At 72.7% G+C, this 19284-nt stretch carries 22 protein-coding genes; 16 read left to right on the top strand and 6 right to left on the bottom strand.

The window, feature by feature from the left end:
* Positions 1-201: 201 nt before the first annotated feature.
* Positions 202-525: a YciI family protein gene (locus tag LCD35_RS09185; RefSeq protein WP_224956067.1), complete on the top strand. Its 324-nt coding sequence runs from the start codon at positions 202-204 to the stop codon at positions 523-525.
* 46 nt (positions 526-571) lie between these two features.
* On the opposite strand, the gene LCD35_RS09180 is transcribed toward LCD35_RS09185, so the two are convergent.
* Positions 572-742, bottom strand: coding sequence for a hypothetical protein (locus tag LCD35_RS09180; protein WP_224956066.1), 171 nt, complete (start codon positions 740-742; stop codon positions 572-574).
* 397 nt (positions 743-1139) lie between these two features.
* Here LCD35_RS09180 and typA point away from each other — a divergent pair, with 397 nt between their 5' ends.
* The 8 genes from typA (at position 1140) to dapC (ending at position 9565) form a co-directional block, all read left to right on the top strand.
* A complete protein-coding gene (gene typA, locus LCD35_RS09175) occupies positions 1140-3065 on the top strand; it encodes a translational GTPase TypA (protein ID WP_224956065.1) in 1926 nt (641 codons plus the stop codon).
* 148 nt (positions 3066-3213) lie between these two features.
* Positions 3214-4947: an ABC transporter family substrate-binding protein gene (locus LCD35_RS09170; protein ID WP_224956064.1), complete on the top strand. Its 1734-nt coding sequence runs from the start codon at positions 3214-3216 to the stop codon at positions 4945-4947.
* Between the two features lie 33 nt (positions 4948-4980).
* Entirely contained in the window at positions 4981-5580 is a 600-nt protein-coding gene (locus LCD35_RS09165) for a hypothetical protein (RefSeq protein WP_224956063.1), read from the top strand.
* A 126-nt stretch (positions 5581-5706) separates the two neighbouring features.
* Entirely contained in the window at positions 5707-6618 is a 912-nt protein-coding gene (gene mshB / locus LCD35_RS09160) for an N-acetyl-1-D-myo-inositol-2-amino-2-deoxy-alpha-D-glucopyranoside deacetylase (RefSeq protein ID WP_224956062.1), read from the top strand.
* Positions 6615-6980, top strand: a complete 366-nt coding sequence (locus LCD35_RS09155; protein WP_224956061.1) for a hypothetical protein — start codon at positions 6615-6617, stop codon at positions 6978-6980. Before mshB ends, LCD35_RS09155 begins: the two co-directional genes overlap by 4 nt.
* A gap of 10 nt (positions 6981-6990) precedes the next feature.
* Positions 6991-7977 (top strand): hypothetical protein, encoded by a 987-nt coding sequence (locus tag LCD35_RS09150; protein WP_225044036.1) that lies wholly within the window; start codon positions 6991-6993, stop codon positions 7975-7977.
* Between the two features lie 167 nt (positions 7978-8144).
* The gene (fdxA, locus tag LCD35_RS09145) at positions 8145-8465 is read left to right on the top strand and encodes a ferredoxin (RefSeq protein ID WP_224956059.1); all 321 of its coding nucleotides are present in this window, start codon (positions 8145-8147) and stop codon (positions 8463-8465) included.
* The gene (gene dapC / locus LCD35_RS09140) at positions 8462-9565 is read left to right on the top strand and encodes a succinyldiaminopimelate transaminase (protein WP_224956058.1); all 1104 of its coding nucleotides are present in this window, start codon (positions 8462-8464) and stop codon (positions 9563-9565) included. Before fdxA ends, dapC begins: the two co-directional genes overlap by 4 nt.
* 35 nt (positions 9566-9600) lie before the next feature.
* Here the strand turns inward: dapC and LCD35_RS09135 are convergent, their stop codons facing one another.
* Positions 9601-10518, bottom strand: a complete 918-nt coding sequence (locus LCD35_RS09135) for a CHAD domain-containing protein (RefSeq protein WP_224956057.1) — start codon at positions 10516-10518, stop codon at positions 9601-9603.
* 66 nt (positions 10519-10584) lie between these two features.
* Positions 10585-11571, bottom strand: coding sequence for a 2,3,4,5-tetrahydropyridine-2,6-dicarboxylate N-succinyltransferase (dapD, locus tag LCD35_RS09130; protein WP_224956056.1), 987 nt, complete (start codon positions 11569-11571; stop codon positions 10585-10587).
* A gap of 196 nt (positions 11572-11767) precedes the next feature.
* On the opposite strand from dapD, the gene dapE reads away from it, so the two are divergent.
* Positions 11768-12844 (top strand): succinyl-diaminopimelate desuccinylase, encoded by a 1077-nt coding sequence (dapE, locus tag LCD35_RS09125; RefSeq protein ID WP_224956055.1) that lies wholly within the window; start codon positions 11768-11770, stop codon positions 12842-12844.
* Here dapE and LCD35_RS09120 read toward each other — a convergent pair.
* A complete protein-coding gene (locus LCD35_RS09120) occupies positions 12825-13739 on the bottom strand; it encodes a slipin family protein (protein WP_225044035.1) in 915 nt (304 codons plus the stop codon). The genes dapE and LCD35_RS09120 overlap by 20 nt on opposite strands.
* A gap of 202 nt (positions 13740-13941) precedes the next feature.
* On the opposite strand from LCD35_RS09120, the gene LCD35_RS09115 reads away from it, so the two are divergent.
* Genes LCD35_RS09115 through folP form a run of 3 tightly spaced genes read left to right on the top strand, consistent with a single transcriptional unit; the run spans position 13942 to position 16213 of the window.
* Positions 13942-14718 (top strand): TIGR00730 family Rossman fold protein, encoded by a 777-nt coding sequence (locus LCD35_RS09115; protein ID WP_224956053.1) that lies wholly within the window; start codon positions 13942-13944, stop codon positions 14716-14718.
* Complete coding sequence (locus LCD35_RS09110) at positions 14715-15278, top strand: TIGR00730 family Rossman fold protein (protein WP_225044034.1); 564 nt, start codon at positions 14715-14717, stop codon at positions 15276-15278. Before LCD35_RS09115 ends, LCD35_RS09110 begins: the two co-directional genes overlap by 4 nt.
* A gap of 56 nt (positions 15279-15334) precedes the next feature.
* Entirely contained in the window at positions 15335-16213 is an 879-nt protein-coding gene (gene folP / locus LCD35_RS09105) for a dihydropteroate synthase (RefSeq protein ID WP_224956051.1), read from the top strand.
* 92 nt (positions 16214-16305) lie between these two features.
* On the opposite strand, the gene LCD35_RS09100 is transcribed toward folP, so the two are convergent.
* Positions 16306-16671: a hypothetical protein gene (locus LCD35_RS09100; protein ID WP_225044033.1), complete on the bottom strand. Its 366-nt coding sequence runs from the start codon at positions 16669-16671 to the stop codon at positions 16306-16308.
* 341 nt (positions 16672-17012) lie between these two features.
* Between LCD35_RS09100 and LCD35_RS09095 the strand changes: the two genes are divergently transcribed.
* The 3 genes from LCD35_RS09095 (at position 17013) to LCD35_RS09085 (ending at position 18272) form a co-directional block, all read left to right on the top strand.
* Entirely contained in the window at positions 17013-17363 is a 351-nt protein-coding gene (locus tag LCD35_RS09095; protein WP_224956049.1) for a PadR family transcriptional regulator, read from the top strand.
* A gap of 106 nt (positions 17364-17469) precedes the next feature.
* Positions 17470-17811 (top strand): DivIVA domain-containing protein, encoded by a 342-nt coding sequence (locus tag LCD35_RS09090; RefSeq protein ID WP_224956048.1) that lies wholly within the window; start codon positions 17470-17472, stop codon positions 17809-17811.
* Between the two features lie 5 nt (positions 17812-17816).
* Entirely contained in the window at positions 17817-18272 is a 456-nt protein-coding gene (locus LCD35_RS09085; protein ID WP_225044032.1) for an SRPBCC family protein, read from the top strand.
* 43 nt (positions 18273-18315) lie between these two features.
* Here LCD35_RS09085 and LCD35_RS09080 read toward each other — a convergent pair whose 3' ends face one another.
* A complete protein-coding gene (locus tag LCD35_RS09080; protein WP_224956046.1) occupies positions 18316-19104 on the bottom strand; it encodes an enoyl-CoA hydratase-related protein in 789 nt (262 codons plus the stop codon).
* Between the last annotated feature and the right edge of the window lie 180 nt (positions 19105-19284).

Genomic DNA, 19284 nt, shown 5'->3' with positions numbered 1-19284 from the left:
CCCCCGCCGCCCGCCCCGCCCCCCCCCCCCCCCCCCCGGGGGGGGGGGGGGGGCCGGCCCCCGCCCCCCCCCCGGGCCCCGCCCCCCCCCCCCCCCCCCCCCCCACCACATGCTCAGACGCGGATGCGACATTTCGTGCACGGCACGCACATTATCAGAAGGGTATGGGCACTCGTGCCGGAGGAGGACTATCGTGGATTCATGTTCGTCGTATTGCTGAACTACACGGCTCCGCAATCGGACATCGACGGCGCATTGGTGGATCACTATGAGTGGGTGAGCAGACATTACGAGGCCGGTGACTTCATCACGACCGGCCACCGCGCTCCGGAACCGGGCCGCCCGCTGACCGGGGGCGTGCTCATCGCCAGATCCATGTCCCGCGGCAGGCTGGAGGCCATCCTCGCCACCGATCCCTTCGAGCTGCGAAAACTCGCCCGGCACGAAGTGATCGAATTCCAGGCGCTGCGCACCGTGCCGGAAATGGCGAAGTACGCCGACCAGCTCGTCCCGACCAGCGAATAAAGCGTTCGCGCTGATCCGCGCCTGGGCTGCCGCGCCGAGGAGCGGATCAATGCGATCCCTTTTCCTTCGACTCCTTCTTCGCCTTCTTCTGCGCTTTCTTGACTTCGCGTGCTTTCGCGTCCTTCAACGCTTCCCGCAGCACCACGATCGGGCATTGCTTGCACGGCGGTTTCGAAAGGCAGCACTTCCGCTTGACCTTGATCGTTTTCTTGCCCACGACTGGCTTCCCGCTGCCGGAGGGGTCCGCTCGGGGACCGGACACCGCCACCCTAGGTCGGTCCCGCTGGTTCCGGCGAACCAGCGGCCGCGGGTGTTGCGCTCAACACCTGTCCGCGGCCCCGTTCGGGAAGTGCTCTACGCTGGACTAGGCCGCGTGTCGACAACGCACCGAGCCTCAGCAAGTGTCGGGCCTTCGACAATGACGGCCCCGCCGTCCGCGATCGGCCGCCTTCTCACGATGGGTGAGCCTGCCGGAGCACGGGGTTCTCGGAACGCGGGTCCGCGCCGGGGGCCGCAACTTCCCGCAGCGGCGGCAGCGGGACGGCGGTCGGCCGAGGTCGACTAGCGCCCGCCGCCAGACCTGATCTTCGTCTTCCAACTCATGGAGTGCTCGCGTGCCCGCCACCAGCGTCGCCGAACCGAACCAGCGGATCCGCAATGATCTGCGCAACGTCGCGATCGTCGCGCACGTCGACCACGGTAAGACCACCCTGGTGGACGCCATGCTGCGGCAATCCGGCGCCTTCTCCGAACGTGCCGAACTCGTCGACCGGGTCATGGACTCCAATGACCTGGAACGGGAAAAGGGCATCACGATCCTGGCCAAGAACACGGCCGTCCGGCGGGAGACCGAGGACGGTCCCGTCACCATCAACGTCATCGACACCCCGGGCCACGCCGACTTCGGCGGCGAGGTCGAGCGCGGCCTGTCCATGGCCGACGGCGTGGTGCTGCTGGTCGACGCCAGCGAAGGCCCGCTGCCGCAGACCCGCTTCGTGCTGCGCAAGGCGCTGGCCGCGAAGCTGCCGGTGATCCTCGTGGTGAACAAGGTCGACCGCCCGGACGCGCGCTGCGCCGAGGTCGTCGAAGAGGCCCACGACCTGCTGCTGGACCTCGCCTCCGAGCTCGACGACGGCGAGGGCTCGGTGGACATGGACGCCGTGCTGAACCTGCCGGTGATCTACGCCTCCGCCCGCTCCGGGCGCGCGAGCCTCACCCAGCCCGCCGACGGCGACCTGCCCGAGGACGAGGACCTCACCGCGCTGTTCGACGTGCTCATGGAGCACGTGCCCGCGCCGGTCGGCGACTACGAGGCACCGCTGCGCGCCCTGGTCACCAACCTCGACGCCTCCGCCTTCCTGGGCCGCATCGCGCTGTGCCGCATCCACGCGGGCACCATGCGCAAGGGCCAGACCGTCGGCTGGTGCCGCGAGGACGGGTCCGTGGAGAAGGTGCGGATCACCGAACTGCTCATCACCGAGAACCTGGACCGGGTACCGGCCGCCGAGGCGCACGCCGGTGACCTGGTGGCGATCGCGGGCATCCCGGACATCACCATCGGCGACACCCTCGCCGACGCCGACGACCCGCAGCCGCTGCCGCGGATCACCGTGGACGACCCGGCGATCTCGATGACCATCGGCGTGAACACCTCGCCGATGACCGGCCGCAACGGCGGCACGAAGGTCACCGCGCGGTTCGTGAAGAACCGCCTCGACGCCGAGCTGATCGGCAACGTCAGCATCAAGGTCGTGCCGACCGAGCGCCCCGACACCTGGGAGGTGCAGGGACGTGGCGAGCTGGCGCTGGCCGTGCTCGTGGAGACGATGCGCCGCGAGGGCTTCGAGCTGACCGTGGGCAAGCCGCAGGTGGTCACCAAGACCATCGACGGCAAGCTGTGCGAGCCGTTCGAGCGGCTCACCATCGACTCCCCGGAGGAGCACCTGGGTGCGATCACCCAGCTGCTGGCCGGGCGCAAGGGGAAGATGGAGACGATGGAGGGCCACGGCACCGGCCGCATCAAGCTCGACTACGTGATCCCCTCGCGCGGCCTGATCGGCTTCCGCACCGAGTTCCTCACCGAGACGCGCGGTACCGGCATCGCCAACCACGTCTTCGAGGGCTACTTCCCGTGGGTCGGCGAACTGCGCACCCGGCACAGCGGCTCGTTGGTGGCGGACCGCACCGGCCCGGTCACCAGCTACGCGATGATGCAGCTGGCCGACCGCGGCACGTTCTTCGTGGAGCCCGGCGCCGAGGTGTACGAGGGCATGGTCGTGGGCGAGAACCCGCGCGCCGAGGACCTCGACATCAACGTCACCAAGGAGAAGAAGCTCACCAACATGCGCTCCGCCACCGGCGACGAGCTGGAGCGGCTGGCCCGGCCCCGCACGCTGGGCCTGGAGGAAGCGCTGGAGTTCTGCTCCGCCGACGAGTGCGTCGAGGTCGGGCCGGACGCGATCCGGGTCCGCAAGGTCGTGCTGGACGCGACGACCCGCGGCCGGGAGCGTTCCCGGGCCAAGGCTCGCGACAACGGCTGAGTTCCCTGAGCAGAAGCTGAGCGTTTCCACCCCGGTGTGCGGCGCCGCGAGGACGCGCGGAACCATGAGTGCTTCCGCGCGTCCTCCGACAGGGGGACATCGCGTCCGCCTGCGATCGGCGACCGGGAACGAGGGGAGGTTCGGCAGCGTGCACCAGGGTCGACGTCCGCTCACCGTGGTCAGCTTGCTGGTGACGATCGGGAGCTTGGTGGTGGCGTGCACCGACGCGCCGCCGCCTCCGCTGGTCGCGCCGCCGGAGCCGAGTCCGCAGACGGCTCCGTCGACGCAGCCGATGCCGACCGAGGTCGTCGTCGGCGTCGACTCGCTGGAGGGCGGGTTCAACCCGCACACGCTCGCGGACCTGTCGCCGACGAGCTCGGCGCTGTCCAGCCTGATGCTGCCCTCGGTGTTCCGGCCCGGGCCAGACGGGGCGAACGCGCTGGACACGACGCTGATGGAGTCGGCGGAGGTCGTGCCGGAGGCGGAGCGGTTCACGGTGCGCTACCGGATCCGCAAGGAGGCGGCCTGGTCGGACGGCGCGCCGATCGCCGCCGAGGACTTCGTCTACCTGTGGGAGCAGCTGCGCTCCCAGCCCGGCGTGTCGGATCCCGCCGGGTACCAGCTGATCGACGACGTGCAGTCGCGCAACGGCGGCAAGGCCGTCGAGGTCACCTTCGAACGGCCCTACCCGGGCTGGCAGAGCCTGTTCGCGAACCTGCTGCCCGCGCACCTGCTGCGGGACGCGCCGCGCGGGTGGACGACGGCGCTGGACAACGGCTACCCGGCCTCGGGCGGGCCGTTCGCGATCCGCCAGGTCGACCTGCAGCGCGGGGAGATCATCCTGGAGCGCAACGACCGGTTCTGGGGCAAGCCCGCGGTGTCCGACCGGATCGTGCTGCGGGCCAGCGACCAGGCCGGTCAGGTCGCCGCGCTCCGCAGCGGGGACCTGCACATGGCGGTGTTCGGCGCGGACCGGAACACCATGGGCGCGCTGCGCGACCTGGGGTCGTCGGTCCAGGTCAGCACCGTTCCCCGCCCGGCGACGATGCAGGTGCTGCTGCGGCCGACCAGCGCGCAGCTCGCCGACGCCCGGGTGCGGAACGCCGTCGTGGCCGGTCTGGACCGCGAGGCGCTGATCGACGTCGGCAGCGGTGGCGGGCCGGGGGACCAGCTGCACGCGCACGCCCAGGTGCTCGCGCCCTCGGAACGCGGGTACACCCCGACCGAGCCGCCCGGCACCGACGGACCCGATCCGGCGCGCGTGCAGCGGCTGCTCACCGAAGCCGGGTACGAGCACCGCGCCGGGGCGTGGACCAAGGACGGCCGCACGCTGAACCTGGTGATCGCGGCCCCGTTCGAGCACGAGCAGTACATCCGGATCGCCGAGGACGCGGCGGCGCAGCTGCGGGCCCAGGACATCCAGGCCACCGTGGTCACCCCCACCGGCGACCAGCTCTTCGGCGAGATGCTGCCGGCGAATCCGCTGTCGGAGGAACCCGGTGCGGCGAGCTCGGTGGACATGGCGATCGCGCCGCGCCCGGCCGACGGAGATCCGGCGGCGATGATGGCCACCTCCTACGGCTGCCCGGGCGTCGACTCGGACGACCAGCCGTTCCCGTTCACCGCCACGGGGTTCTGCGACCAGCTGCTGCAGCCGACGATCGACGCCGCGCTCAGCGGGGCGCTCCCGTTCCCGGAAGCCTCGGCGAAGGTCGAATCGGTGCTGTGGTCGCAGGCCGTGGCGCTGCCGCTGTACCAGCAGGCGCAGGTGCTGGCGTTCGGCCGGGACGTGACCGGGGTGCAGCGCGGGAACGGCCTGTCGGGCCCGTTCTCCACCGCGGCCGATTGGAAGGGCACCCCCAGCGACAACGACGGGTACTGACCTCCGGCCGGGCCGGGACAGCGAGGAGAGAGCGTGGATTCGGGGCCGTTGCAGCAGATCAGCACGTTCCACATGCGCCAGCGCATGACGTTGATGGTCAACCGGTACGAGATCCGGGCCGACGACGGCCACGGCGGCGAAGGCGAGCTCGTCGCGTTCGCGCAGCAGAAGCGGGTCGCGCTCAAGGAGCAGGTCACGCTCTACGCGGACACCGACAAGACCCGGCCGGTGGCGGGTTTCCGGGCGCGGAAGGTGATGGACCTGGCCTCCGGCTACGACGTCACCGACGCGGCGGGCGCGCCGATCGGCTCGTTCCGCAAGGACTTCCGCAAGTCGCTGACCCGGTCCACCTGGCACGTGGAGCAGCCCGGCCACCCCGGCTGCGTCGGGCACGAGCGCAGCAAGGCGATCGCGCTGCTGCGCCGCGGGTGGGAGTTCATCCCGTTCATCGAGAACATCCCGTTCTTCTTCCCCTACCACTTCGACTTCACCGTGGACGGGGAGGTCGTGCTGTCCGTGGAGAAGAAGTTCGCGCTGCGGGACCGCTACGTGATCACGGTCCGGGACGACCGGCTGGACCGGCGGGTGGTGTTCGCGCAGGCGGTCGCGCTGGACGCGCTGCAGGGCCGCTGAGCTGATCGTCCGGGGGATCCGGTCCACCGGCTCGGGTGAAAGTTGATCGACGCTGGTTGACAGGGCGCGTCGCCGGCTGCTCGACCACCGCGCGGAGGGGCGCGCCGCGCCGATTACGCTGTGCAGGTGACGCTGACGGCTCCTCCCCGGTTGTTGCTGGTGCACGCGCATCCGGATGACGAGACCCTCTGGACCGGCGGGACGATCGCCCGCTACGCGGCGCGCGGTGTCCAGGTGACGGTGGTGACCTGCACCCTCGGTGAAGAGGGCGAGGTCATCCCGGAGAGCCTGCGGGGACTGGCCGCCGACCAGGCCGACCAGCTCGGCGGCTACCGGGTGGGCGAACTGCGCTCCGCCTGCGCGGCGCTGCGGGTGGCCGACCACCGCTTCCTCGGCGGCATCGGCCGGTGGCGAGATTCCGGGATGCTGTGGGAGGAACCCGGCCGCGCCGGGGCGCTGCCCTCGGCGCACCCGCGGGCGTTCGCCGTCGGCGACCTGGCCGAGCAGACCGATGCGCTCGCCGAAGTCCTGCACGAGGTGCGGCCCCAGGTCGTGGTGACGTACGCGGCTGACGGCGGCTACGGCCATCCCGACCACGTGCGCGCGCACGAGGTGACGATGGCCGCGGCCGAACGCGTCCCGGACGTGCTGCGGGTGTTCCACGCGGTGCCGTCCCGGGACCGGATCCGCGCCGGGCTGGTCGAGCTGGCCACCGCCGAAGCACTGCCGTTCGAGCTCCCCGACCCGGCGGACCTGGCGAGCGTGCCCGACGAATCGATCACCACGGTGATCGACGTCGCGGACCACCTCCCGGCCAAGATCCGCGCCCTGCGCGCCCACGGCACCCAGGTCCGGGTGTGGGTGGACGAGTGGAACAACGAGGACGGCCCCGGCGCCTACGCGCTGTCGAACGGAGTGGCGCACCCGCTGACCGGGACCGAGCACTACGTGCTGGCCACCGGTGATCCGGCGGGCGGCGAGCAGGACCTGTTCGGCGGGCTCGGGGTGAGCGGGACCGAACCGGTGGAGCCGAGGTGAGCGGCCTCGACCGGCTGGTGTTCGGCTTCCTGCTGCTCGACGCGGTGGTACTGGCGCTGGTGGAGGTGCTGTACCTGCCGCTGTGGATCGGGAGCACGCCGTTCCCGATCACCACTGCGGTGGCGGCGGTGACGACGCCGATGCTGGTCTCGGCGGCGGGCCGGCTCGCGCCGAGCAGGCGGGTGGCGGCGGCCCCGCTGGTGGTGTGGTTCGCCACCATCTTCGTGTTCGGCCTCTTCGGCCCCGGCGGCGACGTCATGCTGATGGGCAACGACTGGCGCACGTTGTTGCTGATCGGAGCGGGGACGCTGCCGTCGGCGATGATGCTCGGGATCGTCCTGGGCAGGTCCGCCGGCAGGTGAGGGGGCGGCCGTGGCCGAGGTGCTGACCGACGAGCGGGTCGCGGTGGTGCTGCGCCCGTTCGTGCGCGCGACGACGCCGCTGCTGGAGGTGCTCCGGGAGTCCGATCCGCTGCGGCTGCGCGGCCGGTTCGCCGACGCCGCGGCGGGAGCCGAGGCCGCGGATGTCGTGAACGCAGGCACCGAGAACGCGGGCGTCGGGAACGCGGGCGTCGGAAGCGCGGGAGCCGAGAGCGCGGATGCCGAGAACGAGACCTCTTCCACCGCCCCGCGGGCCCCGGCACCGGACGAGTCGCCGGAGAGCGGGCCCGCCGCGGCCGAGCCGTCCCGCACCCCGGACGACTCCGCGGCGGACGCGCCCGGGGTGCTGCACAAGCTGCTGCGCCAGCTGGACGGCATGCGCCTGCCGGGCAGCTCCACCTGGGACGCGATGAGCGTCGACGAGCGCTGCGACTGGTGGGCGCAGCGGGTGGGCAGGCTGGTCGCGGTCGTGGCGGGCCTGCCGCGGTTCGGCGGCGCGCTCACCTCGCGGCTGCCGATCCGCAACGCGCTCGGGATGGCCGGGCAGGGCCTGGTGCTCTCGGCGATCGCCGCCGAGCACGGCGTGGCGGACCGGGCGACCCGGGTGCGGCTGATCGCGAAGGTGCTGCTGGACCGCGATCTGCCCCCGGAGGTCGCGTCCGGGGAGCGGGGCGGTGCGCAGGCCGAGGAGGACGCGATGACGGCCGAGCTGACCGAGGAGCTCGACGAGGCCCGCCGCACCGGCGGCACCCGGGTGCGGGCGGTGGTGCGCACGGTGTGGCGAATGGCACGTGCCCTCTGGGAGATCGACTCCGAACTGGACAAGCGGCCGCAGGGCCGCTTCTACCACGAGTGGATCGGCAACGTGCCCGTCGTCGGCGTCGTGGGTGGTTACCTGGGCGAACGGTCCGCGCTGCGCCGCATCGCGAAGCAGGGTGCGAAGTGGTTGCGGGCGGATGCCCACGGGGCGGGACACTAGCGATCCGAGGAGTTCATGGCGTTTACCGCCCTCGGCGCCCCGAAGTATGGTCGAAATGGTGCCCGCGCGACGGGACCACCTTGGTTCGCGGCGGTGGGCCCGGGGGATACTGGCATCGGCCGGGTAGCGGAAGCCTGGTCCGGATCGAAACTAGCAGGAGAGCAACCGTGACCTACGTGATCGCCGAGCCCTGCGTCGACGTGCTCGACAAGGCATGCATCGAGGAATGCCCTGTCGACTGCATCTACGAGGGCGGGCGGATGCTCTACATCCACCCCGATGAGTGCGTCGACTGCGGTGCTTGCGAACCGGTCTGCCCGGTGGAGGCCATCTACTACGAGGACGACGTCCCGGACGAGTGGGGCGCCTACACGAAGGCGAACGTGGACTTCTTCGACGAGCTCGGTTCGCCCGGCGGCGCGGCCAAGGTCGGCAAGGTCGACAAGGACGTCGAGCCCGTGACCAGCCTGCCGCCGCAGGGAGAATGAGCTCCGGGACGCGCGAGCCGCGCGGTCCGCGGCTGCCGGATTTCCCGTGGGATTCCCTGGCCGCCCAGACCGCGACGGCCCGCTCGCACCCGGACGGGCTGGTGGACCTGTCGGTCGGGACCCCGGTCGACCCGGTGCCGGAGCCGCTGCGCGCGGCGCTGGCCTCGGTCGCCGAGGTGCCCGGCTACCCGGCGACGCACGGCACGCCGGAACTGCGCGCCGCAGCCGTCGAGGCGCTGGCCCGCAGGCACGGGGTGACCGTCGACCCGGCGGCGGTGCTGCCGACGATCGGCTCCAAGGAGCTGGTCGCCTGGTTGCCGACGCTGCTGGGCGTGCGGGCCGGTGACGTGGTGGCGATCCCGGAGCTGGCGTACCCGACCTACGAGGTCGGTGCGAAGATCGCCGGCGCCGAGGTGGTGCGGCTCGCGCCGGGGGAGGCCCCGCCCGCGGGGACAGCGCTGGTGTGGCTGAACTCGCCGTCCAACCCGACGGGCCGGGTGCTGGACGCGGCCGCGCTGGCCGAGTCGGTGCGCGCGGCGCGCGAGGCAGGGGCCGTGGTGGCCTCCGACGAGTGCTACCTGGCGCTGGGGTGGGAAGCCGAGCCGGTGTCGGTGCTGCACCCGTCGGTGACCGGCGAGGACCCCACCGGGGTCCTGGCGGTGCACTCGCTGTCGAAGTCCTCGAATCTGGCCGGCTACCGCGCCGGGTTCATCACGGGTGACCCGGACCTGGTGGCGCGGCTGCTGGAGCTGCGCAAGCACGCGGGCATGATCATGCCGCGGCCGGTGCAGCAGGCGATGACGGCGGCGCTGCTCGACGACGAGCACGTCGAGGCGCAGCGCGAGCTGTACGCGGCCCGCCGCGCGGTGCTGCGCCCCGCGCTGGAGGCCGCCGGGTTCACCATCGAGCACTCGCGCGCGGGCCTGTACCTGTGGGCGACGTGCGGGGACGACGCCTGGGAGACGGTGGGCCTGCTGGCGCAGCGCGGCATCCTCGTCGCGCCCGGCACGTTCTACGGTCCCGGCGGGCAGCGGCACGTCCGGATCGCGCTGACCGCACCGGACGAGCGGATCGAGGCGGCCGCGGCGCGGCTGGGCTGAGCGGCGGGCGGCCGCCGGTCGAGCGCGCCGCCCGCTCACACCTTCGCGGCACTGCTGCGCAGCTCGCGCCAGCGCTCCCACCACTGCTCCCGGTGGTCGACCCGGCGGGCGTGCTCCCGTTCGACGAGGCGACCGGACACGAACGCGAGCCGGACGTCCGGCCCGAGGTCCGCGAGCAGTCGCCGCACCTGTTCTTCGGCGTTGCGAGCGTCGTGGAGTTCGCCGAGCACGTCCTGGAACCGCTTCGCGGCGGCGAGCAGCTGCCGCATCGGCTTGCCGGACACCGGCTCGGCGAGTTCCGCGGTCCACCGCAGCCGCTTGCCGAGGAGGCGGAGCTCGTGCAGCTCCTCGTCGGTCGCGCCGGGGCCCACCTCGTCGACCGCGCGGCGCAGCCGGCGGTACTGCTCGGCGACGAGGGCGCGGAGCTCGCGCATCCCGCTCTGCTCCACGGCGGAGGCGGGCAGCGGTTCGCGCACGGCCGAGGTGAGCGCGTCGACCAGCGCCCGGTAGCGCTGCCCGGCCAGCACGGCCAGCAGCGCCTCCCGCGCGGCGCGGTGCTCGCGGCTCGCGGCGTCGAACAGCCTGCCCGCCGATTCCCGTTGCGCCGCGTCGAAATCGGCGGCGTCCCGGTGCAGCCGCGCCAGCAGCACGTCCAGGTCGCGGACCACGCCGAGCTCGCGGCCGAGCCAGCCGAGCTCCGCGCGCAGCGGTTCCGACCAGCGCTGGTCCAGGAAGGGGGCGGCGGAGCGCAGGACCACTCGCATCCGGCGCACCGAGATCCGCATCCGGTGCACCGGTTCGGCGGTCTTCTCGCGTCCGGCCCCTGCTTCGCCGTCCAGCAGGGCGCGGGTGCTGAGGTCCAGCGCGGCGCGGACGTGCTCGGCGATCGGGTCCGCCCGGCCCGCCACCAGCGGTTCGGGTGGCAGGCCGGGCGTACCTGCGGGGCGGTCCATACCACCAGTGTCGCCGATCCGGGCCCGGTGAACCCCCGCCCTTCGGCGGTCGGATCGGCGTAGTGGTCAGTCGTTCGCGTGCAGCGCCGCGTTCAGCTCGACCTTCCCGCCGGTGCGCGGGCGGACCTCCACCGCGCCGGTGGCGGAGTTGCGCAGGAACAGTAGACCGTCGGATCCGGACAGCTCGCGCGCCTTCGTGAGGGTGCCGTCCGGCAGCGAGACCTTGGTGCCCGCGGTGACGTACAGCCCGGCCTCCACGACGCAGTCGTCGCCGAGGGTGATGCCGACGCCGCCGTTGGCGCCGATCAGGCAGCGCTCACCGATGGAGATGACCTCCTTGCCACCGCCGGAGAGGGTGCCCATCACGGACGCCCCACCACCGACGTCGGAGCCGTCCCCGACGACGACCCCCGCCGAGATCCGGCCCTCGACCATCGACGCGCCGAGCGTGCCCGCGTTGAAGTTCACGAAGCCCTCGTGCATGACGGTGCTGCCGCTGGCCAGGTGCGCGCCCAGCCGCACCCGGTCCGCGTCGCCGATGCGCACGCCGGACGGCGTCACGTAGTCGACCATCCGGGGGAACTTGTCGACGCTGTGGACGGTGACCGGGCCGCGGGACCGCAGCCGCAGCCGGGTCGCCTCGAAGCCCTCGACCGGGCAGGGGCCGTGGTTGGTCCACACGACGTTGGACAGCAGCCCGAACATGCCGTCCAGGTTCTGCCCGTGCGGGCGGACCAGGCGGTGCGAGAGCAGGTGCAGGCGCAGGTAGATGTCGTGGGTGTCGGCGGGCTCGTCGGAGAGCCTGCCGATCTCGGTGCGCACGGCGACGACCTCCACGCCGCGGGCGTCGTCGCGGCCGAGCAGTGCGGCCCCGGCCTCGCCCAGGGACCGCACCGCTTCCTCGCCGGTCAGCCGGGTGGTGCGGGATTCGCCGGGCTCACCGAGCTTGACGGTGGGGAACCAGGTGTCCAGCACGGTGCCGTCGTCGGTGACGGTGGCCAGGCCGATGCCGTGGGCGCCGGTGCTCTGCGGGTCGGGTGTCTGCGCGCTCATGCGAAAAACGGTAATCGGCGCATTCCGGCACCGCCCTGCAGGGGTCGGCTCGGCAGGCGGCACCGGCACTGTTCGTGATCGCGCGATTGCCGGGAGCGAGCGCGGATTCCGGCCGCTGGACCGTCCACCGTGGACTCCGCGGGTGCGGCGGCGTCGGCGCGGCGGTGCGCGCACCGCCGCGGGTAGCCTGCCTCGGGTGACCGACCTCCTCGATCTCCGCGCCGATCCCGTCGAGCTGACCGCCGCGCTGGTGGACATCCCCAGCGTCTCCCGGGACGAGCGGCGCCTCGCCGACGCCGTGGAGCACGCGCTGCGCGCCCAGGCACCGCACCTGGAGGTGGTGCGCAACGGCGAGGCCGTGCTGGCCCGCACGAACCTCGGGCGCGCGTCCCGGGTGTTGCTCGCCGGTCACCTGGACACCGTGCCGATCAACGACAACCTGCCGTCCCGGCGCACCGGTTCCGGGGCCGACGAGGTGCTGCACGGTTGCGGGACCGTGGACATGAAGGGTGGCGACGCCGTCCTGCTGCACGTGGCCGCGGCGCTGCCGGAACCGCGCCACGACCTCACCTTCCTGTTCTACGACTGCGAGGAGATCGCGGCCGAGCACAACGGGCTGAACCGGATCGAGCGGGAGCTGCCGGACTGGCTGGACGGCGACCTGGCGATCGTCGGCGAACCGTCCAACGCCAGCATCGAAGCGGGCTGCCAGGGCACGCTGCGGGTGGAGATCCGCACCAGCGGTGCCCGCGCGCACACCGCGCGCGCGTGGATGGGGGAGAACGCGATCCACGGGGCCGAGCCGATCCTGCGCAGGCTGCTGGACTACGTGCCGCGGCAGCCGGTGATCGACGGCCTCCAGTACCACGAAGGCCTGCAGGCGGTGCGGATCGAAGGCGGGGTCGCGGGCAACGTCGTGCCCGACTCGTGCCTGGTCGCGGTCAACCACCGCTTCGCCCCGGACAAGTCGCTGGCGGAGGCCGAAGCCCACGTCCGCGAGGTGTTCGACGGTTTCGACCTCACCGTCGTGGACGGCTCCGGCGGCGCGCTGCCCGGCCTGGGTTCGCCCGCCGCGGCCGAACTTGTGGCGGCCGCGGGCGGGGAACCGGTGGCGAAGCTCGGCTGGACCGACGTGGCCCGGTTCGCCGCGCGGGGGCTGCCCGCGGTGAACTTCGGCCCCGGCTCGCCGACCCTGGCGCACACCCAGCAGGAGAACGTGCCCACCGCCCAGATCCGGAGCTGCGCCGAGGCGCTCACCCGCTTCCTGAGCTGAGGCCGGGGGCGATGCGGGCGTCGCGCACCTGCGGGACGCCCTCGACGTCGGGGACCCCGGCGGGGTCCGGGATCTGGTCGAGCGCGGCGGGATCCGCGGTGGGTCGCCGGGTGGGCCGCTCGTCCGGGCGCTCCTGCCCGGGCTGGGACTGGGCGTGCTCCACGAAGCGCAGGAGCTCCACCGGGAACGGCAGCACCAGCGTCGAGTTCTTCTCCGCCGCCACCTCCACCACGGTCTCCAGCAGGCGCAGCTGCAGCGCCGCCGGGGCGTCGGCCATGACGCCCGCCGCGTCGGAGAGCTTGCGGGACGCCTGGTACTCGCCGTCGGCCGCGATGATCCGGGAGCGCCGTTCCCGTTCCGCCTCGGCCTGCCGGGCGATGGAGCGCTTCATCGACTCCGGCAGCGAGACGTCCTTGATCTCCACCCGGTCGATGTGCACGCCCCAGTGCAGCGCCGGGCTGTCGATCATCACTTCGAGGCCCTGGTTGAGCCGCTCCCGGTTCGACAGCAGGTCGTCCAGGTCGCTCTTGCCGATGATGGAGCGCAGCGACGACTGGGCGACCTGGCCCATCGCGAACAGGTAGTCCTCCACGTTGACCACCGCGCGCGCCGGATCGGTGACGTTGAAGTACACCACCGCGTCCACCCGCACCGTGATGTTGTCCCGGGTGATGCCCTCCTGCGCGGGCACCGGCATGGTGATGATCTGCAGGTTCACCTTCCGCAGCCGGTCCACGCCCGGGATCACGAAGGTGAGGCCGGGTCCGCGCACCGACTCCTGGAGCCTGCCGAAGCGGAACACGACGCCCCGCTCGTACTGCGTGATGATCCGCGCCGCGGAGGCCGTGCAGATCACTCCGATGACCAGGACGATGACGAGCAGTTCGATGAGCATGGCCGCCCCCTGACCGCGGCGCCGCCGACGTACCGGGGCACCGCTCGGGTCCCGTCGTACCGCCCACGGTACTCCCGGGAGCCGCTTCGCGGGCAGGTCGGCGCAGGTCAGCACGGCCCTTCGGCCCTATCGGCACCGGACGGCACCACGTGGTCACCGGCGCGGCACCCGGTGTTCTCCGGCGGCTGCATACCCTCGAACCATGACCATCGAGGGTTCACCGAACGGCGCCGAGCGCCCGCAGGAGAAGCGGCGCGGGCCGGTCGTGCTCCGCCGCTCCCGCCTGCACGAACCGACGACGACCGATCAACGCCTGCTCGATTCGCGCGGCCCCACCGACTGGGTGCACACCGACCCGTGGCGGGTCATGCGCATCCAGTCGGAGTTCGTGGAGGGGTTCGGCGCGCTGGCCGAGGTGCCGCGCGCGGTGACCATCTTCGGCTCCGCCCGGACCCCGCGCGAGCACCCAGAGTACGAGATGGGGGTGCGGCTCGGCGCGGCCATGGCCGACATCGGCTGTGCCGTGATCACCGGTGGAGGGCCGGGCACCATGGAGGCGGCGAACCGGGGCGCCTCCGAGGCGGGCGGGCTGTCCGTCGGCCTCGGCATCGAGCTGCCCTTCGAGCAGGGGCTCAACCCGTGGGTGGACCTCGGGGTGAACTTCCGGTACTTCTTCGCCCGGAAGACCATGTTCATCAAGTACGCCCAGGCCTTCGTCTGCCTGCCCGGCGGGTTCGGCACGATGGACGAGCTGTTCGAAGCGCTCACCCTGGTGCAGACCAAGAAGGTGACGAAGTTCCCCGTGGTGCTGTTCGGCCGGTCCTACTGGCAAGGCCTCTACGACTGGGTGCGGGACACGATGCTCGCGTCCGGCAAGGTCGGCGAGAAGGACCTGGCCCTGCTGCACCTGACCGATGATGTGGAGGATGCGGTGCGCATCGTGGAAGAGGCCTACCAGGCCTGGGAGGAGGCGCATTGAGCGCGGAGGAGACCACCGGGAACGCGGTGTGCGTGTACTGCGCCTCCGGGCCGGTGGACCAGCGGTACCTGACCCTCGCCGCCGAGGTCGGCACCGGCATCGCCAAGCGCGGCTGGACGCTCGTCTCCGGCGGCGGACGCGTCTCCATGATGGGTGAGGTGGCGCGCGCGACCCGCGTGGGCGGCGCCCGCACCGTGGGCGTCATCCCGCGGGCCCTGGTGGACCGGGAGGTCGCCGACGACGACGCCGACGAACTGCTCGTGGTCGACACCATGCGCGAGCGCAAGGGCCTGATGGACGCGCACGCCTCGGCGTTCCTGACGCTGCCCGGCGGCATCGGCACCTGCGAGGAGCTGTTCGAGGTGTGGACGTCCCGGTACATCGGCATGCACGACAAGCCGGTGGTGATCCTCGACCCGGACGACCACTACCGCGGGATGCTGGAGTGGGTGCGCGGGCTCGTCGCCGACGGTTTCGCCTCGCAGCGCTCGCTGGACTCGCTGGTCGTCGTCACCGACGTCGAGTCCGCCCTGGACGCCTGCGCGGTGCCGGCCCGCTGACCCGGCCGCCGCCGGTCCGAGCCGGGCCGCGCGGTGGACGTGCCAGGATCGGGAGCATGACGCCTCAGCCCGCGCTGCGCTTCGGGGACAAGGACGTGGCGGCGGACCGGCCGCTGGTCATGGCCATCGTCAACCGCACCCGCGACTCGTTCTTCGACCGCGGCGCCACGTTCGCCGCCGACGCCGCGCTGGCGGCCGTGGACGCCGCCGTCGCCGACGGCGCCGACATCGTCGACATCGGCGGGGTCCGCGCCGGTGCGCAGGGCGAACGGGTGGGTGCCGACGAGGAGTCCCGCCGGGTGGTGCCGTTCGTGGCCGCGGTCCGCGAGCGGCACCCCCGCCTGGTGATCAGCGTCGACACCTGGCGCGGCACCGTCGCCCGCCGGGTGTGCGAGGCGGGCGCCGACCTGCTCAACGACACCTGGGCCGGCGCCGACCCGGAGGTGGCGCGAGTCGCCGCCGAGTTCGGCGTGGGCGTCGTGTGCTCGCACACCGGCGGTCTGCCGCCGCGCACCGACCCGTACCGGGTGCGCTACTCGGACGTGGTCGCGCAGGTCGTCGCCGAGCTGGTGGAACGCGCCGAATCCGCGGTGGCGCTCGGCGTGCCGCGCGGCGGCGTGCTGATCGATCCGACCCACGACTTCGGCAAGAACACCTGGCACGGGCTGGAACTGGTGCGGCGCGTCTCCGAGCTCGTGGACACCGGGTGGCCGGTGCTGATGGCGCTGTCGAACAAGGACTTCATCGGCGAGACCCTCGACGCGGAGGTGTCCGAGCGGCTGGAGGGGACCCTCGCCGCCACCGCGATCGCCGCGTGGGGCGGCGCCCGGGTGTTCCGCGCGCACCACGTCGCCGCGACCCGGCGGGTGGTGGACATGGTCGCCGCCATCGCGGGCACCCGGCCGCCGCACCAGGTCCTGCGCGCCCTCGCCTGAGCCCGCCTCCGCGCGCTCGCCCCGGTCGACGGGGCGCGGGCCGGGAGGCACCGCGTCCGCCGCGCGCGTTCGACGGCGGGCGGTTCAGCGGTTCAGAAGGCGTCGTCGATCATGCGCCCGGTGGCGGCGACGGGGAGCGCGGCATCGAGCTCGGTGAGCAGCGGGGCGAGCCGCAGCCAGCGGGAACGCACCCGCGGTGGGCTCGGGTACGGGCGGTTGATCTCCTGGGCGAGCTCGTCGATCCGCCACTGCGCCTCGTCCAGCTCCAGGCCGGTCGCGGGCAGGTTGTGCACCGCCTCCACCAGCGCGGCGATGCGAACTCGAAGGTCATCGAGGCTCGACCGGACCGACAGCGCGCTCGGTGCCGGTGTGGCGTCGGGCTGGCGGCGGGGAACGGGCAGGACGACCTCCCGATCGTCGATCGAACCGGTGGCTTGTCGTTCGCTGTCGTCGCGCACGCCGACCTCCTGGCCTCCTCGTCGGCACGCGCCCGGCTCAAGGGCGCGTCTGGTGATCCGCAGTGTGCTGCCGCCGGGCGGCGGCGATGAGGGCCTCATGAATCGATCCACTCGTTCGGTCGAGCAATGCCCCACGAACGGGGCGATGGTGCCGCGGGCCCGGTCACGAACCGCGATCTACCTGCCCGCCGCTCGGCCGAACCGGGGCGACTCCGTTCGCCGCGAACTCCGGCCACCCGGGTGAGTGATCGAACTCACCCGCGGGGGAATCGGGAAAGGACCAAGGTCCCCTTGTATCGGGACGGTGACAGTGGTGGCGAATGACCGTAGAGTCGCTACCTGTGAAGGCTGATGCGCTCCGCGGCCACCTCGACGCTCTGCTGCTGGCCACCCTCGACGGCAGACAGCTGCACGGGTACGCGATCATCGAGGCGTTGCAGCAGCGCAGCGGCGGCGCGCTGGACCTCCCCACGGGCACCGTGTACCCGGCGCTGCGCCGGTTGGAGCGCGCGGGCTACGTCACCAGCGCCTGGAGCACCGTCGGCGGCAGGCAGCGCCGCACCTACCGGCTCACCTCCTCCGGCGTGGAGGCGCTGCACGCGGAACGCCGGGCTTGGCGCGAGTTCACCTGCGCCATCGAAGGCGTCCTCGAAGGCAAGGCCGTTCCCGCCCAGGCGCCCGCCAAGGCCTGATCGCCCGTCGACGCGGGACGGCCGGCCGCCGGGGCACGAGCAGCGCCATGCGAGCCGTGCCGAGGTCTGCTGCCGCCCGGCGGGGCGGGCGTGCCACGATCGGAGCGTGGCTAGTGCGCTGATCTACCTGTTCGTCGTGCTCGTGGTCGCCGCGGTGATCTACCTGCTCGCTGCCCTGGTCTTCGGCCGGGGGGAGCAGCTGGAGGCGCTACCGCCCGGAGCGACGCCGACCAGACTGCCCGCCGTCGACGTCGAAGGCGCCGACGTGCGCTCGCTGCGGTTTCAACAGGTGCTGCGCGGGTACAAGGCTGCCGAGGTGGACTGGGCGCTGGAGCGGCTGGCCAACGAGATCGACGACCTGCGCGGCCAGGTCGCCGTCCTGCAGCGGCAGCTCGACATCGCGGGGGATCAGCTGCAGCGCGCCCGGTCGGTCGACCGGGAGGAGTGAGTCGGGTGGGCAACGCGCAGCTGCGGCTGGAGGTGCCGGTGCGCGCCGCACCGGAGCAGGTGTGGGCGGCGGCGACCGACTGGTCGCGGCAGGGCGAGTGGATGCTCGGCACCTCGGTGCACGTGGTCAGCGGTGACGGCGGCCTCGGCTCCACGCTGGCCGCGTTCACCGGGCTGCGCGGCGTCGGCTTCCTGGACACCATGGAGATCATCGAGATGCGGCGGCCGCTGTGCTGCCGGGTGCGCCACACCGGTGGCCTCGTGTCCGGCGAGGGCGGTTTCCGGGTGATCGGGCACTGCCAGGCCGACGAGTCGACCTTCGTGTGGTGGGAGGACCTGTCCGCGCCCACCGGCACCGGCGCGCTGTGGCCGGTGGTGCGGCCCGCGGTCAACTGGGGCCTGCGGCGGTCGCTGGACCGGTTCGCCGAGTTCTGCCCGAGCTACCGGCCGCGCACCGGGTGAACCGGCGCGGGGGGGCCGACCGGCGGACGGCCCGCGGTGCGGCTCAGCGCCCGATGAAGTTCGGCGTCCGCTTCTCCACGAACGCGGCCACCGCCTCGCGGTGGTCGGCGGTGCTGCCCGCCTCGTTCTGCGCGCCCGCCTCCACGTCCAGCGCCTCGTCGAGGCCTTCGGCGGCGGCCGCCCGCATCGTCTCCTTGATCCGCGCGTAGGCGCTGGTGGGGCCGGTCGCCATCCGCGCGGCGAGTTCCATCGCCGCCTCGGTCGCCTGGCCCGCGTCCACCACCCGGTTGACCATGCCGATGCGCAGCGCCTCGTCGGCGGCGACCGGTTCGGCCAGCAGCAGCAGTTCCATCGCCCGTCCGTAGCCGATCAGCCGCGGCAACGTCCAGGACGCGCCCGAATCGGTCGACAGCCCCACGTTCGCGAAGGCCATCAGGAACTTCGCGTCCGCCGCGGCGATCCGCAGGTCGCTGGCGAACGCCAGCGAGGCGCCCGCCCCGGCGGCGCTGCCGTTGACCGCGGAGATGATCGGCTTCGGCATGGTGGCCACCGCTCGGATCAGCGGGTTGTAGTGCTCCTCCACCGTCTTCAGCGGACTGGGGTCGTCCGCCTGCAGCTGCGCGATGTGCTCCTTGAGGTCCTGGCCGGCGCAGAACGAGCGCCCGCTGCCGGTGAGCACCACCGCGCGCACCGCGTCGTCGGCCGCGGCCTCCCGCAGCGCGCCGACCAGCGCGAGCTTCAGCTCGACGTTGAGCGCGTTGAACGACTCCGGCCGGTTGAGCGTGATCAGTCGCACGCCACCGGTGTCGCGGGTCAGCAGTACATCGGACACTTCTCGCCCTTTCGTCGCCTGGGAGGTGCGGGCCGCGCCCGCCCTGACCAGCGCATCCACAGTGGACCGCGCACGGTCGGTGCCGGGTCGATCACGGAGCGCGGTTCCGGGGTGGTCCTGACTGGACGGTCGACCGGAAATGCCGCTGCCGCCGCACGACGCCCGCACGGGTGGCCGTGC

It is taken from the genome of Saccharopolyspora sp. 6V (assembly GCF_020176785.1).
Lineage (GTDB): Bacteria > Actinomycetota > Actinomycetes > Mycobacteriales > Pseudonocardiaceae > Saccharopolyspora_C > Saccharopolyspora_C gregorii.
This window is presented reverse-complemented; position numbering and strand designations above follow the sequence as displayed.